Origin of the sequence: Nocardia sp. NPDC006630, from assembly GCF_040611495.1 — a bacterium.
In the GTDB taxonomy this organism is placed as follows: domain Bacteria; phylum Actinomycetota; class Actinomycetes; order Mycobacteriales; family Mycobacteriaceae; genus Nocardia.
In genome coordinates this window covers 811,243-826,903 of record NZ_JBEXOK010000001.1, presented here as the reverse complement: position 1 = coordinate 826,903, position 15,661 = coordinate 811,243, and the positions used below count along the sequence as shown (strand labels likewise).

At 67.1% G+C, this 15,661-nt stretch carries 16 protein-coding genes; 9 read left to right on the top strand and 7 right to left on the bottom strand.

Going from position 1 to position 15,661, the window contains the following annotated elements; translation table 11 throughout:
• Window positions 1-36: 36 nt before the first annotated feature.
• The 5 genes from ABZX86_RS03790 to ABZX86_RS03770 are packed head-to-tail and all read right to left on the bottom strand — an operon-like array spanning window position 37 to window position 5,426.
• On the bottom strand, window positions 37-855 hold the full coding sequence (locus ABZX86_RS03790) for a hypothetical protein (protein ID WP_355119632.1): 819 nt from the start codon (window positions 853-855) through the stop codon (window positions 37-39).
• 49 nt (window positions 856-904) lie between these two features.
• Complete coding sequence (locus ABZX86_RS03785; RefSeq protein WP_355119630.1) at window positions 905-1,624, bottom strand: ATP/GTP-binding protein; 720 nt, start codon at window positions 1,622-1,624, stop codon at window positions 905-907.
• Window positions 1,605-1,982, bottom strand: coding sequence for a DUF742 domain-containing protein (locus ABZX86_RS03780; RefSeq protein WP_327142226.1), 378 nt, complete (start codon window positions 1,980-1,982; stop codon window positions 1,605-1,607). The genes ABZX86_RS03785 and ABZX86_RS03780 overlap by 20 nt, the downstream gene beginning before the upstream one ends.
• 10 nt (window positions 1,983-1,992) lie before the next feature.
• Complete coding sequence (locus tag ABZX86_RS03775) at window positions 1,993-2,400, bottom strand: roadblock/LC7 domain-containing protein (RefSeq protein WP_297613417.1); 408 nt, start codon at window positions 2,398-2,400, stop codon at window positions 1,993-1,995.
• Window positions 2,397-5,426 (bottom strand): ATP-binding protein, encoded by a 3,030-nt coding sequence (locus ABZX86_RS03770; protein WP_355119627.1) that lies wholly within the window; start codon window positions 5,424-5,426, stop codon window positions 2,397-2,399. The genes ABZX86_RS03775 and ABZX86_RS03770 overlap by 4 nt, the downstream gene beginning before the upstream one ends.
• Window positions 5,427-5,754: 328 nt before the next feature.
• Here ABZX86_RS03770 and ABZX86_RS03765 point away from each other — a divergent pair, with 328 nt between their 5' ends.
• From ABZX86_RS03765 to ABZX86_RS03725, 9 genes are all read left to right on the top strand, one after another.
• On the top strand, window positions 5,755-6,441 hold the full coding sequence (locus ABZX86_RS03765) for a response regulator transcription factor (RefSeq protein ID WP_327142224.1): 687 nt from the start codon (window positions 5,755-5,757) through the stop codon (window positions 6,439-6,441).
• Window positions 6,442-6,515: 74 nt separating this feature from the next.
• Window positions 6,516-7,907, top strand: a complete 1,392-nt coding sequence (locus ABZX86_RS03760; RefSeq protein WP_355119867.1) for a HAMP domain-containing sensor histidine kinase — start codon at window positions 6,516-6,518, stop codon at window positions 7,905-7,907.
• Between the two features lie 775 nt (window positions 7,908-8,682).
• Window positions 8,683-9,858, top strand: a complete 1,176-nt coding sequence (locus ABZX86_RS03755) for a trypsin-like peptidase domain-containing protein (protein ID WP_355119865.1) — start codon at window positions 8,683-8,685, stop codon at window positions 9,856-9,858.
• Window positions 9,859-9,998: 140 nt separating this feature from the next.
• Window positions 9,999-10,493 carry a MogA/MoaB family molybdenum cofactor biosynthesis protein gene (locus tag ABZX86_RS03750; RefSeq protein ID WP_297613539.1) on the top strand — a complete coding sequence of 165 codons (495 nt, stop codon included), beginning with the start codon at window positions 9,999-10,001 and terminating at the stop codon, window positions 10,491-10,493.
• Window positions 10,490-10,705 (top strand): hypothetical protein, encoded by a 216-nt coding sequence (locus ABZX86_RS03745; RefSeq protein ID WP_355119626.1) that lies wholly within the window; start codon window positions 10,490-10,492, stop codon window positions 10,703-10,705. The genes ABZX86_RS03750 and ABZX86_RS03745 overlap by 4 nt, the downstream gene beginning before the upstream one ends.
• A gap of 340 nt (window positions 10,706-11,045) precedes the next feature.
• Window positions 11,046-11,723 carry an MspA family porin gene (locus ABZX86_RS03740; RefSeq protein ID WP_355119624.1) on the top strand — a complete coding sequence of 226 codons (678 nt, stop codon included), beginning with the start codon at window positions 11,046-11,048 and terminating at the stop codon, window positions 11,721-11,723.
• Between the two features lie 79 nt (window positions 11,724-11,802).
• Window positions 11,803-12,489, top strand: a complete 687-nt coding sequence (locus ABZX86_RS03735; RefSeq protein WP_355119622.1) for an MspA family porin — start codon at window positions 11,803-11,805, stop codon at window positions 12,487-12,489.
• Between the two features lie 316 nt (window positions 12,490-12,805).
• Entirely contained in the window at window positions 12,806-13,486 is a 681-nt protein-coding gene (locus tag ABZX86_RS03730; RefSeq protein ID WP_327142220.1) for an MspA family porin, read from the top strand.
• A 62-nt stretch (window positions 13,487-13,548) separates the two neighbouring features.
• A complete protein-coding gene (locus tag ABZX86_RS03725; RefSeq protein WP_355119620.1) occupies window positions 13,549-14,232 on the top strand; it encodes an MspA family porin in 684 nt (227 codons plus the stop codon).
• Between the two features lie 128 nt (window positions 14,233-14,360).
• Here the strand turns inward: ABZX86_RS03725 and mscL are convergent, their stop codons facing one another.
• Entirely contained in the window at window positions 14,361-14,768 is a 408-nt protein-coding gene (mscL, locus tag ABZX86_RS03720; RefSeq protein ID WP_355119862.1) for a large conductance mechanosensitive channel protein MscL, read from the bottom strand.
• A 169-nt stretch (window positions 14,769-14,937) separates the two neighbouring features.
• Complete coding sequence (locus ABZX86_RS03715) at window positions 14,938-15,621, bottom strand: SAF domain-containing protein (protein WP_355119618.1); 684 nt, start codon at window positions 15,619-15,621, stop codon at window positions 14,938-14,940.
• Between the last annotated feature and the right edge of the window lie 40 nt (window positions 15,622-15,661).

Genomic DNA, 15,661 nt, shown 5'->3' with positions numbered 1-15,661 from the left:
GAGGCGACCCGGCCCGAAGGACGGTGGTGGCGGGCGTCAGCGCGCGGACACCTTGGCGCGACCGCTCTTTCGTGACGAGACCGCCAGCGAAGCGCTGTGCGACAGATCGATATCGGAGCCCAGCGGCGCCTGCCGGGCTTCCCGCCGGTCCGGCGCGACGAGGATCGCCGTGATCGGAACGGCAAGCGACAGTGAGCCGATGATGAAGAACGGCACGAAGAAGTTGAAGAGGTCGTCACCCTTGGGCAGCGGTGCGGTCGTGTCCACATGCACCTGCAGTCCGGTGAGCCCGGCGTAGTGCATACCGGTCACCAGAATGGCGTAGGCCAGCGATCCGGCCATGAGCACCGGCACCGACTTCGCCCACAGGCTGAACCACAGCAGCAGCGCCGACAGCAGGGCCGCGATCACGTACACCGCGATCACCGATACCAGGCTGCGATCGGTGGTGCCCTGTACGCGCACCGCCGAAAGCAGCAGCAGGTGCACCGATCCCAGTCCGCCCGCCGTGACCAGCGAGGCGGCGGTCAGTCGCCACCAGTTCAGGACCTTGCCCGCGATCACCAGACCCGCGAACACCGTCAAACCCGACAGTGCCGAGAACAGTGTGGTCAGCAGGCTGTCATAGCGGACCTGACTGCCCTTCACACTGAAGCCGAGCATCGATACGAACACCGGCATGGCCATGCCCACGCCGCCGATGGAACTGGCGGCCACGAACAGCCACAGCAACCGGAATCGGAGCGTGACCGATTTGGTGGACTGGCGAATACATGCCAGCCCACATGAGGCACCGGCCACCGACACGATCAGTGCCAAGCCGATGACCCAGTAGCCCATCGAGAAATAGATCACCCGAAACCCCTTGCCTACCTGCGTAATCTCCAGCTGTGAACGTGAATGTCTAGCCGCGGCGCGCTGTTTCGCGCTGTGCGTTCATCAGCCGTTCGATCGCGTACTCGGTGACCGCCGCCAGTGTCCGCCGGACCTCGCCCGCGTCCCGCGCGTCGATATCGACGATCGGCACCCCCTCGCGCACGCTGAGGGCCTCGCGCAGTTCGGCCACCGGGAAACGCGGCGCGTTCGGAAAGCGGTTCACCGCAATGAGGAACGGCAGCGATTTGGCCTCGAAGAAATCGACCGCGGCGAAACTGTCCTCGATGCGACGGGTGTCGACCAGCACCACCGCGCCGATGGCGCCCTTGATGAGGTCGTCCCACATGAACCAGAACCTGCGCTGGCCGGGCGTGCCGAAGAGGTACAGCACCATGTTCCCGGGCAGGATGATGCGCCCGAAATCCATGGCCACCGTGGTGGTTTCCTTGCCCGGCGTGGCGGCGAGGTCGTCGACCCCGTCCGACATGGCGGTCACCATGGCCTCGGTGCGCAGTGGCACGATCTCCGAGACCGCGCCGACGAAGGTGGTCTTGCCCGCGCCGAAGCCGCCCGCCACCACGATCTTGGTGGAGGCGACGGCCCGGAACTCCTCGCCCGGACGGGGCGGGTACTGCTGCTGCGCTACACCCGGATTCGCGAACTGCTGACCGGGATACTGGGGCCCGCCGTTGGGGTACTGCGGCGCACCCCCGTTGTAGCTCCCGCCGTCAAAGGGCGCGGAGTCCATGCAGGGTCCTCTCCATCAAAGAGCGGCGCTCGTCGAAAGTCGCCTGGTCGCTCAGAGTCGAATGCACGCGGAGGGTCCCGGCGACGACGAGATCACCGATCACCACCCGGACCATTCCCAGAGGTCGCTGCAGATGCGCGGCGATCTCGGCGACCGACAGCCGGGCCGTGCCCAGCCGCAGGATCTCGGTGCGGATGTCACCCGCGGGCCAGTCGAAATGGGCGGTGTAGGACAGTGTTTCGACGACCGCCTCGAGTGGCAGATCAACTGCCGGTTCGGTGCGACCGGAGGTCAACGCATAGGGCCGGACACGGCTGGTGGGCCGAGTGCCTCCGACTCCCCCGTTCGGAGATGTCATCGGCGGCTCATCAGGCCGTTCGGGCAGTGGCCTGCACCACCGACCCGACCCGGTCGACCAGCAGCGCCATCTCGTAGCCGATACGGCCGATGTCGTGCTGCTTATTGGCCAGCACCGCCAGGTGCGAGCCGTTGCCGACGGTCATGACGAGCAGGTAGCCGCGCTGCATTTCGACGATGGACTGCATGACCTTGCCGCCGTCGAAAAGCTGTGCCGCACCGGCCGAGAGGCTGGCCAGACCGGCGGTGACCGCGGCGAGTTGCTCGCCCCGATCGGCCGGCAGATGCGGACTGGTCGCCTGCATAAGTCCGTCGGCCGAAACCAGGACCGCATGCGAGACACCGGGCACTTCGCGGGTGAAGCGGGTGACCAGCCAGTTCAGATTCTCATCGGTGGTGGTGCGCTGGGAGTCGGTCATGCATGCCCTCCGTCTGTGTACTGCGAGTCTGCGCGTCCAGAGCGAACGCCGCTGAGGTGCCTCGTCAAGCTGTTACGGATCTCATCCGGATTGCGGGCACCGGTCTCGTCCTCCTGCGCCACCGCGCCGGGCACCAACTGCGCCCCCGGCCGCCGGATCGGCAACCCGCCCTGCGTCTTGGAACTGGAGGTCGGATTGGCGGCTTCCGCGGCGGCGGCCCAGCCGGCGTCCGAGGTCGACGACCATTCCGCACTGTCGTCCTGTGCACCGGAGGCGGGTTCCACCAGCCATTCCGAGACCATGCGCTGATAGATCGGGCTGCCCGACATGACGGAGTCACCGGCCGGGCGCTGCGCGGGCTGCGGTTGCTGTTGCGGCTGCTGCTGTTGCGGAGCCTGCCCGCGCTGCGGGAGCGGGGCGGCCACGGGCGCATTGCCGAAACCGTGGCTGTTGCCGTTGCCGAAATTGCTTCCGAGGCCGTTCACAGTGGCGCCGTTGCCATTGCCGACCGGTTCGCGGTAGGTATCGCCGCTGGTCAGACCGTTTCCGTTGGGCACGTTGGCATTCGGCCCGGCCGGACCGCTGCCTGCCGGGTTGCCGCTGTCGTTCCCGAACGCGCTGTACCCGTTCGGGAAGTAGCTGCCCGTATCGTCGTCGCCGGTAGCGCCGGCGTCATAGCCGTTGCCGCCGTTCCCATTGCCGCCGTTGCCCACCGGTACGGCCGGGCTCACGAGGGCAGCCGGTTCGGGCTGCTGGACCTCGTGCTGTCCGGTATCGCCCCAGAAGTCGACCGGCGGCTGGGTCTGCGGACCCACCACGTTGTAGGTCGCGGTGGGATCGCCGGCGCCCGCGAAGGCATCGACGAAGTTGTCCGTATACGGCTGCTCCGCACCGAACCCGGTGAGGGCGGGCTGTTCGCCGGTATCGCCGCCGGGCGTCTTGCGCTGCGGCAGGCCGGAACTGGTGACCCCGAACCGGCCGGTGGTCACAACCTCCGGTGCGTTCGGCACCGGCATCAGCCGCGGCGGTGTGACCACCGGCTGCGGTGCGGACGCCGGAGACTGCGGCAGCGTCGAGACCGTGGCGACCGGAGCCACCGCGCCGGGCGCCACGGGCAGTGCCGCGGTGACCGGGAACTGACCGGTATTGCCGCTGTCGCCGCCACGTTCCGGCGCGGGCGAGACGAGGGTGCCCGGCAGGTGGACGCTGGCGGTGATGCCCGGCTGCTGCACCATGGCGGAGGTGCGGCGCAGGCTCACGGTGATGTTGTGCCGCTTGGCGAGCCGGCCCACGACGAACAGGCCCATGCGGCGGGCGGTCTCGACATTGACCTCACCACCGGAGGCGAGCCGGTCGTTGATGGACTGCAGGTCTTCGGCATTCATGCCGAGACCCCGGTCGGTGATCTCGATGAGGTAGCCCCCGTCCACGGCGCGCGCCACGGACACCGCCACCGGAGTGGACGGCGGCGAGTAGCGCAGTGCGTTGTCGATCAACTCGGCCAGCAGGTGCTCGATATCGACGGCCGGCTCACCGGCGACGATGCCGTCGGGCACGGTGCCGATCTCGGCGCGCTGATAGTCCTCCACCTGCGAGACCGAGGACCACAGCATGTCGGAGAGCGGCACCGGCGTGAGATGTCCACGGCGCAGCGCGGTTCCGGCCAGCACCAGCAGGTTGTCGCCGTTGCGGCGCATGCGGGTGGCAAGGTGATCGAGGCGGAACAGGCTCTGCAGTCGCTCGGAGTCGTCCTCGTCGCGCTCCAGCTCCTCGATCAGCGTCAACTGCTGTTCGACGAGCGATTGGCTACGGCGGGAAAGGGTCTCGAACATATTGCCGATCTGCAATCGCAGTCGGGCCTGTTCGGCGGCGAGGTGCAGCGCCTGGGTGTGGATATCGTCGACGGCGCGAGCCAGCTGCCCGATCTCCTCGGTGGTGTGCACGTCGACCGGGGTGATCTCGGGGGTGGCGCCACCGGCGCGCACCACTTCGAGTTCCTGCGGCAGATCGATGTGCGCGACCTGGAGCGCGTCGCGGCGCAGGCGCCGGACCGGCACGACCAGTGAGCGCGCCACCACCAGGGCGAGCGCCAGACCGGCCAGCAGCATGCCGATAACGATGGAGGTATCGCGCAGCACCGTATTGCGGGCATCGGTGCTGAGCTGAGCGAGCTTGGCGTCCAGCGCGACTCCGATATCGGCCATCACCGAGTGGTAGCCGTTGAGGCTGGTATTGACCGCGTCGTTCATGGCCGGGACCGCGGCCGGATCGGGCACACCCTGAGCGAGGATGCCGATACGGACGTTCGCGGCGTCCCGGAGTCCGCCGTCGCCCTGCGCCGAATTCGCGTACAGGCTCTGATACACCTGCAGCAGCGTCATCTCGGCGCCGATGGAGGTGAGCAGCCGGACCCGCAGACCCTGGTTCGTGCCGAGCCCCGGGGTGGCGAGCATGGTGCGTTCCTGCGTGAGCAGGCGTCCCGCGGTCATCAGGGTGCCCTGCTGCAGGAACAGCTGCTGCACACGCAGATCCGAGACCGACTGCGAGGTCGAGAGCGCGGCCTGGATCTTCTGCGAGACCGCCTCGGACTGATCGGCCATCGCCTGCGCGGAGCCGCTGTGCCGATTGTTGCGCATGGTCTTGGCCATCGTGATGGCCTGATCGAGCTGCTGCACGATGCTGACGTCCACCTTGGAGGCGCGCAGCAGCGTATCGAGGTCGGCGGCGGCCTGATCGAACTTTCCGGCGGCGGCGTCGATGGCGGGATCAGCGTCCGGGTTTCCCCAGCCGTCGATCGTCTGTACGGCGAGTTCCTGTGTTGCGGACTCGAATTTGATTGTTGGGCCCATTACGGCGGCCTGTTCCGTACCGGCGCTCAGGTTGTTGATCGTTTGCAGCTCTGAGTTGATGCGCAAGACCGCGAAGGTCGAGGCGAGCAACACCGGGAGCACCAGAACGATGCCGACCTTGCGTGTGACGGGCCAGTTGGACAGGCTCAATTGCCAGGACCGGGGTGTCGCTTCCATCCCGCTTCCGTCGCCTCCGCTTTTCACGAGTGACCCCCAGGTCGTATGCGGTTGTGCGACGTAGGGCAGAACCCCGCGCGGAACCAACTAGAGGTCTTCTTTTCCGGCCTGCAACATACCGCGCGGGCTGTGTATCGGCAATTCGAGCAACTCGCTGTACATGACTCCGAATACAGCCGCGCGCAACGTTTTTCGAATACCGAAAGCGGGCCGCGGAGCCCGTATCCCTCGGGCCCGGTGAAACTCGCTGGTCACCGGCTGATCCTGTCCGGCGTGTCGAAGGGGCCCTCTCAGTCGCCTCTCAGTCGCTGTGGGCAGACTGGAGGCCATGCGCATTCTGGTAGTCGACGACGACCGCGCGGTCCGGGAATCGCTGCGTCGCTCGCTGACCTTCAACGGCTATACCGTCGACCTCGCGGTCGACGGTGTGGACGCCCTCGAGAAGACCACCAGCTCGCGACCCGATGCGCTGGTACTCGACGTGATGATGCCCCGCATGGACGGGCTCGAGGTGTGTCGCCGGCTCCGCAGCACCGGCGATGATCTGCCGATTCTGGTACTCACGGCACGGGATTCGGTCTCCGAGCGGGTAGCCGGACTCGATGCCGGCGCCGACGACTACCTGCCCAAGCCGTTCGCCCTGGAAGAGCTGCTGGCCCGGCTGCGGGCGCTGCTGCGCCGCACCACCGTCGACCAGATGGAGGGGTCGGAGGCCATGCAGTTCGCCGACCTGTCGCTGGATCCGGTCACCCGCGAGGTGCTGCGCGGCGAACGGTCGATCAGCCTGACCCGCACCGAGTTCTCACTGCTGGAAATGCTGATGGCCAATCCGCGCCGGGTGCTCACCCGCAGTCGAATTCTCGAAGAGGTGTGGGGCTACGACTTTCCGACCTCCGGCAATGCGCTGGAGGTCTATATCGGATATCTGCGCCGCAAAACCGAAGCCGAGGGTGAGCCTCGACTCATCCACACCGTGCGCGGCGTCGGGTACGTGCTGCGCGAGACGCCGCCGTAGGGGCCGGGTACGTGGGCAGGAGTATTCCGCGGCGGCCGCTGGTCGCCGGACTCGGCAATTCGCCGGAACCCGATATGCGCCCGCCGATGCCGCTGACGCGTTCGGTATCACTGCGCTGGCGGGTGACGCTGCTGGCCGCCTCGGTGGTGGCCGTCGCGGTCGCATTCACCTCCATCGCCGCCTATGCGATGGTGGCGCGTTCGCTGTACGCGGATGTGGATTCGCAACTGCGCGCGCGGGCTTCGCTGATGATCGACAACAACTTCGATTCGCTCGGCTTCCAGTCGATTGTGCTGGCAGGGCTGTATTCGAATGATGTCGGTGTGGCGCTGATCTTTCCGGACCTGTCCCCGTATGTGCCGCCGCAGACCACCAATCCGCCGGTGGGCAAACAGGAATTGGCGGTGGCGCGCGGGGAGATCGGCTTCTCGCTGCGCACCGTCGACAATCAGCGGGTGCTGGCCCGGCGCACGCATTCCGGTTCCACGCTGGTGGTTTCGCAGCGACTGCAGCCCACCCGGGAGGTGCTGGACCGGCTGGCGTGGCTGCTGTTCGTCGTCGGCGGTTGCGGGGTCATGCTCGCCGCGGCCGCGGGAACCGCGGTGGGCCGCACCGGTTTGCGACCCATCGCCCGGCTGACCGCGGCCACCGAACGAGTCGCTCGCACCGATGACCTCACTCCCATTCCGGTGACGGGTGATGATGAACTCGCCAGGCTCACTGAGAGTTTCAACACCATGCTGCGCGCGCTCACCGAATCCCGTGAGCGGCAGCGGCGTTTGGTGGCCGATGCCGGTCATGAGCTGAAGACGCCACTGACGTCTTTGCGCACCAATATGGAGTTGTTGATCGCCTCCTCGCGTCCGGGCGCACCGCGTATTCCGGATGAGGACATGGTCGAATTGCGTTCGGATGTGATGGCGCAGATCGAGGAATTGTCCACGCTGGTGGGCGATCTGGTGGATCTGGCTCGCGAGGACGCCCCCGATCTCGTCTACGAGCAGGTCGACATCGGCGAGGTGGCCGAGCGCGCACTGGAGCGGGCGCGGCGGCGGCGCAGCGGCGTCGAATTCGATGCCCAGCTGCTGCCCTGGTTCGTCTTCGGCCACGAGGCGGGGCTCGAGCGTGCCATCCTCAATGTGCTCGACAATGCCGCCAAATGGAGTCCGGCGGGCGGCACGGTGCGGGTCACCATGCGTGAGGCCGGACGCGGACTGCTGGAGCTGGCCGTCGACGATGCCGGTCCCGGTATTCCGCCGGCCGAGCGCGAGCTGGTGTTCGAACGCTTCTATCGGACCATGACCTCGCGCTCCATGCCCGGCTCCGGCCTGGGCCTGGCCATCGTGAAACAGGTGGTGACCAAGCACGGCGGCACCATCAGCATCGATACTTCCGAACGCGGCGGCGCTTTGATCCGTATCGTGCTGCCTGGAGAAGGCACACCCTTCGCGGTCCCCGAGACCTGATTTCCGGAAAGCCTCCGGAAAAAACCAGCACGGTCTCAGTCCGCTCTCAGTCGTCACCGCCACTCTTGGCTACGAGACTCGAGGAGAAACGAGAAACATGACCGAGGATTCGAAGCGGGGCACCGAACCAGGCGCCTCCTCTGCGCAGCCCGACCACCGCGATGTGCAGCCCGACCCCCGCGATGCCGATCGGTCGTTCGTCGACCCGTCCGCCTCTCCCGCGTCCCCGGCTCATGGTGGATCCGATTCCGGCGCCTCCGCACAGCCCGTCGAATCGGCCACACCGACCGGCGCTTCCGCCGAGAGTTCCGCCGCGGAGCCTGCCGCGGCCCCCGGCGCACCCGCACAGCCGAATCAGGAAGCACCGGCACAGCCCAATCCGGAAGCACCGGCACAGCCGTATCCGGGAGCCTCGGCACCGCAGCATCAGGATTCGGCCTGGGCGCGCGGCGGCCAGAGCTCCGGCGCGCCCTACTCGGGCTATCAGGCGGGCCAGTCCGCTCCCGGCTACGGCGCTCCGAGCGCCCCGGGCGGTCCGGGCTCGAGCGGTCCGGGCTACGGGCCCGGCGCGTCCGCGCCCCAGGGTTATCCCGCCCAGGGCTTCGGCGGTCAGCCCTACGGTGCGGCTCCGGCCGGCTACGGCGGTGTGGATCCCTCGGGAGTGCATGCCACAGAACAGTTTCCGGCCTCCGGCACCGAACAGCTCCCGGCCGGCGCCTACGGGCAGTCGTACGCGGCGTCCGGGTACGCGGGCGGGCATCCGCCCACCGAGCCGATCTTCGGCGGGCCGGTCGGCCCGGGTGGTCCGCCGGGAGGTCCCGGCTACCCCGGTGCGCCCGGTGGCCCCGCGCCCAAGCGGCCCGTCCGCACCGGCCTGGTCGTGGGCGCGGTGGCGCTGGCACTGCTGAGCGGTGGCATCGGCGGCGCGGTCGGTGCGCTGGCCACCCATGACAACAACGGTTCCTCGCTGACCAATGCGCTCGACGCTCCGCAGCCGAAGGTGAACACGGTGGCTAATGCGCCCGCCGGTTCGGTGCAGGCCGTCGCGCAGAAGGTGCTGCCGAGTGTCGTCATGATCAAGGTCGCGAGCAGTAAGGCCGAGGGGGAGGGGTCCGGTGTGATCCTGTCCACCGACGGCCTGATCCTCACCAATAATCACGTGGTCAGCGGCGCCGGGCCGAACGCCCAGATGCAGGTGGCGTTCAGCGACGGCAGCATGGTGCCCGCGAAGCTGGTCGGCGCGGATCCGGTCTCGGATCTGGCGGTCGTCAAGGTCGACGGTAAGCAGGGCCTGACCCCGATCGACCTCGGCGCGTCCGCGGGCCTGCAGGTCGGTCAGTCGGTGGTGGCGGTCGGTTCGCCGCTCGGACTGGCGGGCACGGTGACCACGGGCATCGTCTCCTCGCTCAACCGCCCGGTGTCGACCAGCGGTGAGCCGGGTTCGCAGGGCACGGTCATCGATGCCATCCAGACCGACGCGGCGATCAATCCGGGCAACTCCGGTGGCGCGCTGGTCGATATGAACGGCAAGCTGATCGGCATCAATACCGCCATCGCCACCCTCGGGACGTCGGAGGCCGCGGGTGCGCAGAGCGGGTCCATCGGTCTCGGATTCGCCATTCCGGTCGATACCGCGCGCCGGGTGGCCGATGAGCTGATCAAGAACGGCAAGGCCACCTACGCGCAGCTCGGTGTGAAGGTCCGCGCGCAGGACGATGCCAACGGGGCTCGCATCCTCGAGGTCACCGCCGACGGTCCGGCCGCCAAGGCCGCCGTCCCGAACAATGTGATCGTCACGAAACTCGATGACCAGCTTATCGATTCGGGCAATGCGCTGATCGCCGCGGTGCGCTCGCACCGGCCCGGCGACAAGGTCAAGCTGACCTACACCGACGATCAGGGCAACAATGCCAAGACCGTCGACGTGACCCTGGGAGAGGCGGCATCCTGATGCAGCACGAGACCGGACCGACCCCGATGCCCGCGATTCGAGTGACCGCGGAGGGCGGCTGGGAGCTGTTGTCCGACAAGGGCGCTCTGTTGTCGGGCACGGGCGACGTGTTGTCGGGCGGGGACGCTACGGTGAGCACCATGGAAATCGATGCCGCAGTGGCGGGCCGTGCTCTTGTCGTGGTCGTCGACGACCGAACCGCCCACGGTGGCGAGGACTCCTTCGGTCCGCTGGTCACCGAACTACTCACCGAGGCGGGGTTCCTGGTCGACGCTTCGGTATCGGTGCAGGCCGATGAGGTGGAGATTCGCAATGCGCTCAATACCGCCGTCATCGGCGGTGTGGATCTGGTGATCTCGGTCGGCGGCACGGGTATGTCGCCGCGCGATGTCACGCCCGAGGCCACCGAGGAGGTGCTGGACCGGCTGCTCCCGGGCATCAGCGAGGCGCTGCGCGCGTCCGGGTTGTCGTCGGGTTCGCTGGAGGCCGGCCTGTCGCGCGGTCTGGCCGGCGTCTCGGGCAGCACGCTGGTGGTGAACCTGCCTGGTTCGCGCGCCGCGATCCGCGACGGCATGGCGACCCTGGGCCCGCTGGCGAGCAAGGTCATCGACGAGCTCTCCGGTCTGGCGGAATGACTTCCGAGTCCGACCGTTCTTCCGACGAACCCCGCCCGGCAGCGCGCCGAGCGGGGTCTCGTCGTTTATCGGCGGCCGAGGCCGCCAAACTGGCGGCCGTCTTCGGTGACGCGCTGCCCAGCACCACCGGTGACGAGCGCACACCCGAACCGGATTCGGGGCAGTCGGGGGATGACTGGCTGCGCTCCCAGGTGCCCCCGCATCACGGCTGAGTCGGCGCGGCATCACAGCTGAGTTCGCCCGGCGTCACAGCTGAGTTCGCTCAGCGCTGAGTGCGCTCATAATCGCATTCGCAACTCTTTTCGGCGGCCTCTCGCCGCTCGGCGGCATAAATCACATTTGCGACAAATCATCGTGGTATTCGCATGCCGCAGCTGTGTTGCCAAATAGTAACCACTGTGGCTATTGTCTCCCGCGGGTCGATAAAACCACGTGTCCAAGAAGTTTGAGCAGGCTGCTTGAGTTTTGCTCGCTTTGGGAGATTGGGCATGCGGCGACCAAGTCGGTTCCGGTGGTCGGAGCTGAATGCGAGACAACCTGATGAGGGAAAGAATGAGCGAGAACCGCACCAGCGGTGTCCGTCGCGCCGTCCGCATCGCGGGCTTCGGCGCAGCCACCGCCCTAGCGCTCGGTCTGCTGTCGACCGGCGCCGCCAGTGCCGACACCTTCGTACCGTTGCCGGACGGTCAGAAGACGAGTCCGGCGGGCGTGACCATCACCCGGATCGGCGAGCACGCCGTCATCTCGCCCTCGATGGCGGGCAATGGCGCAGGCCGTACCGCGTGGCTTTCGGGCAAGACCTTCGCCGACGTCACCGCGACCCCGGACGGCACCGTCGGCCCGAACAACGGACCTGCGAATGGCCAGGGCAGCAACAACTCCTCCACCCACGGCGCCTCGCAGCTGAACACCGGGTACGTCATCGGCTGCCAGGTCAGTCTCGCCGACAATGCCATTTCGGCCGGCGTCTCCGGCGGCGTGAATCTGTCCGGCGGCAGTCTGGGCGGTTCGGTCGGCCTGAATGTCGGCCCGGGTGAGGTCAAGCTCGTTCAGATCAACTCCAAGGACATCCTGAAGCCGGGCACCTACTCGGTCGAGTACCAGGATGTGCCGATCGAGATCCAGGGTTGCGCCGGTTATGCCCAGGCACGTGCCTACTCCGTTGTCGAGATCATCGGCGACAACTACTCGAAGACCACCCTCTACGGGCAGCCGTTCAGCCTCGGCTGACGCTGCATGTCGCGGCACCGCGCCGTGAACGCCAATTCATTCCTCGCATAAGCGAATTCGACCCTAGAGGGAAAGAACGATGAACCTTCGAAAGACCATGGCCCGGGCCGCCGGTATCGGCGTCGCCGCTACCGCCGCTCTGGGTTTGCTGTCCACCGGCGCGGCCAATGCCGACACCTTCGTCCCCCTCGCGGGCGGCACACTCACCCAGACCCTGTCCGACGGCACCGTGGTGACGGTCCGCCTCGTCGGCGAGTCCGCGAACATCAACCCGTCGATGGGCGCCACTCCGCTGCACCGCAATGCGTGGGTCTCCGGTAGCGCGCAGGTCGAGCTGTCCGGCACCAACGGCAGCGTGGGCGGCAAGATCGTCCCCGGCTACGTTGTCGGCTGCCAGGTGAATATCGCAGGTGGCGGCGCCAATGGCGGCGCGACCGGCGGCGCCGACTTCGGTGCGAACGGACCGACCGTGAACGGCGGCAACACCGGCGGCACCGCGGGCGGCAACCTGACGCTCGGCCCCGGGCAGGCGAAGGCCTACTACCTCCTCGACGAGGAGGCGCCCGATGACTACGGCAACGAGGACCACTACACCCGCAATGTCTTCAAGGGTTCGAACGGCTCGGTGACCTGGTCCGACGAGACCGTCAATCTGAACGGTTGCGGCGGATACGCTCAGGCCCGCGCCTTCGTGGCCGTGCAGATCGAGACTCCGAACGTCATCACCGCTGTCACCCTGTGGGGACAGCCCTTCAGCCTCGGCTGATTCGTTCGTTTCAGCAGAACCCCAGGGGCCCGGCGCGATTAGCGCCGGGCCCTTTTTGCTATCGATAGCATTCTCGACATAGGTACTCCATCTTGTGTAGTTGCACTGGATCCTCTTCTCTCACACCTCATGGCTCACAACGGTGATGTAAAGTGCCCAGCGTCGCAGCATGAAAGAAATTGTAAGCAGTAACACAGTGGCAACAATGCGGCGACAAACTTACCGGGGTTCGCAAGGACCCACATGCTGGGTTCGCCGGAACCCTTTTCAGCCTCGGTGGTCGAGGCTGATCGCTAGAAACCTGATGAGGGGAAGTATGAGCGAGAACCGCACCCACGGTCTGCGTCGTGGTGCCCGCATTGCGGGTATCGGCGCGGCCGCGGCCGTGGCCATCGGCCTTTTTTCGACTGGGGCAGCTACTGCCGATGTCTTCGCACCGTTGCCGGACGGTCAGAAGGTGTCTCCGAGTGGGACAGTCACCATCACTCGTACGGGTGAGCACGCCGTCATTTCGCCGTCGCTGGCGGCCAACGGCGCTGGCCGCGTCGTATGGGTCACGGGCAACGCTGTTGCCGATGTGACCGACACTCCCGACGGCACAGTCGGTCCGAACAACGGTCCGCTGAACAGTCCGGGATCCAACAACTCCTCCACCCATGGCGCCTCGCAGCTGAGCACCGGTTACATCATCGGCTGCCAGGTCAGCATCGGCGAAGACGCCGTCTCCGCCGGAATCTCCGGTGGCGTCAGCCTCAGCGACGCGAACCTGGGTGGCTCGATCGGCGTCAACATCGGCCCCGGTCAGGTGACGTTCGTACAGATCGACTACAAGGACATCAAGAAGCCGGGTACCTACTCGGTGGAGTACCAGGATGCCGAAATCCAGATCCAGGGTTGCGCGGGCTATGCGCAGGCGCGGGCGTACACAACCGTCGAGGTCATCGGCGACAACTACTCGAAGACCACCTTGTACGGCCAGCCGTTCAGCGTCGGCTGAGTGGTAACCCCCCGCCAGATCACTTCTCGCGTAAGCGAACTCAACCCTGAGGGACAATTGTAATGAACATCCGTAAGACTGTGGCTCGGGTGGCTGGTGTCGGCGCTGTCGCAACCGTCGCCCTCGGCCTGCTCTCCTCGACCGGCGCTGCCAACGCCGATACCGTGATTCCGCTGCCGGGCGGATCTCTCACCAAGACCCTCTCCGACGGCACCGTGGTGACGGTGAACCTCGTCGGCGAGTCCGCCAACATCAACCCGTCCATGGGTGACACCCCGCTGCACCGCAATGCCTGGGTTTCCGCCTCGGCGCAGGTCCAGATCTCGGGTAACAACACCGATGTCGGCGGCAACATCTACCCCGGTTACGTGGTCGGTTGCCAGGTCACCATCGATGGCGCCAACACCAATGGCGGCGTCAGCGGCGGCGCTTCCTGGGACAGCTCGGGCAATGTCACCCCGAGCGCCGGCGCCACCGGCGGCGGCAACCTGACCCTCGGCCCCGGCCAGGCTCAGTCGTTCTACATCCTGGACCGGGAAATGCCGGATGACTTCGGCAACCCGACCCACAAGACCAAGAACACCTTCAAGGGTTCCAGCGGCTCGGTCACCTGGGCTGACGAGACCATCGGCCTGAACGGTTGCGCCGGCTACGCCCAGGCGCGTGCCTTCGTGAACGTCGAAATCGAGACCGACAATGTGATCACCTGGACCACGCTGTGGGGCGCACCGTTCAGCCTCGGCTGATCGGATTCGGCCTCGGCTGATCGGGTTTCGGCCTCGGCTGATTGTGTGATCGTAAGACGAACGGGCCCGGCGCATTTCGCGCCGGGCCCGCTTTCGTTTCCGTACACTTCGAATATCTCTGTGCAACTTCAGCTTTCGTGCTTGCCCCCGCCGGCGCCATTGCCGCCCTCGGCGAGCAGGTCCCGAATCTGTACCAGCAGTTCGTTATCCGACAGCGGTGTCTCTTTGGCGCCCCAGCGCGACTTGGCCCGGTTCGCCGGCATCACCAGGACGAAGTACAGCAGCGCCGCGATAATGACGAAATTGAGCGCCGCCGTGATGATCGGGCCGATGGCGATGAAGGTCGCCGGTTTATCGGCGATCAGCTGGAAGCCGAGGCCCAGGTTGCCGGTGTTGCCGAACACCGCGAGCAATGGAGTGATGATGCCATCGCTGAACGCGGTGACGATCGCGACGAATGCGGTACCCATGACAACGGCGACCGCCAGGTCGACGACATTACCGCGAAGTAGAAACTCCTTGAAACCCTTGAGCATTGCCGAAAACTCCTCTACGTGATTGGCTCGCGCGAGCGCGGGCCGGATAGCGAGTCGGGCGAAGTTCATCCGGTGGTAGTTCATGACCATGCGGTTATCGGGCGATGGTAGTTCACGGGCACGTGAGGTTGTGGAACATCCGTACCGGTGTTGCAGGACCGGTTGCCGGTCAGTGGAAAACCACGGTGAGCGCCGTACGCAGCGAGGCCGCCGCCACCGCGGTCGCGCGCCGGGAGTCCAGCGCCACCAGCACCAGCCGCTCCTCGCGTCCCCGCACGGTGCTCGCGCCGGGAGCCAGGACGACCGCGGCGTCGGCGGCCAGCAGCCGGGCCGGACGCCCGCCGGCGCCCGGTTCCTCGGCGGCCACCACATCGACCCGGTCGCCGGCGCGCAGTATGTCGGCAAGGCCGTTGTCCGCCAGCCGGATCGGAACGATGCGGGCATCGGGGGAGTGGGCGGCGACGGCCGCCAGCCGCGGGCCGACCACCCGCAGTTCGGTGAGGACCTCGCCCGCGGTCACCGCGCCGGTGAGGGTGGCGCCGCGCAATCGATCGGGTTCGCGAATCACGCCGTCGGGCAGGGTGGCGCTCTCGCGGGGCGCGGCGCGCAGATCGTCGTCGCCGAGTACATGCCCGGGTGGCAGCTCCCGCGTGGCCACGAGGACGTCGGTGTGCCGGGCCGCCGGGTCGCCGCGCACCGCCAGTACGGCGGCGAATGCCAGCAGCGCGACCGCCGCGATGCGGCGCACCAGGGCGCCGTCGGCCCAGGGCGGGCGCAGGCGCGCGGCGAACTCGAAGCGGGAATCGTGGCCGAGCTCGGCGTCCGGGCCGCCGGCCGTGCGGAATCGGATCATGCGGCCAGACTATGGCCGCGCGAGGATCAGCCGACCCCGG